This window comes from Streptobacillus felis (assembly GCF_001559775.1).
Taxonomy (GTDB): Bacteria; Fusobacteriota; Fusobacteriia; order Fusobacteriales; family Leptotrichiaceae; genus Streptobacillus; species Streptobacillus felis.
Genome location: NZ_LOHX01000142.1, coordinates 1 through 269, shown reverse-complemented (window position 1 = coordinate 269; position 269 = coordinate 1). Strand labels below are relative to the sequence as shown.

The window sequence follows — 269 nt, the reverse complement described above, 5'->3', positions numbered from 1 at the left end:
ATAATATAAAACTAATGATAAGTACTAAGGATAAAAAAGAATTAGATAATATACATTAATTTCTTTAAAAAAGTTGTTTTAACGATAAACGTACTCAGGATAGATTCGGTATATTTTTATATGATTTAATTAAAAAAGGAATAATTAAGGCAAAAGTATTAGAAGTTTTTTGCCAAAAATTAGACATATATTTAAAAGATGTACATGCTTTTTGTAATGGTGAGAATTACTTAGATATGTTTTTAGAGGTTGGTTAAGGTTTTGCTATG

The 269-nt window shown here is 22.7% G+C and carries 1 pseudogene; it reads left to right on the top strand.

Annotated features, from left to right (window positions below):
• Nucleotides 1–104 precede the first annotated feature (104 nt).
• A pseudogene (locus tag AYC60_RS09570) lies at nucleotides 105–257 on the top strand (HAD hydrolase family protein); the annotation flags it as partial.
• Between the last annotated feature and the right edge of the window lie 12 nt (nucleotides 258–269).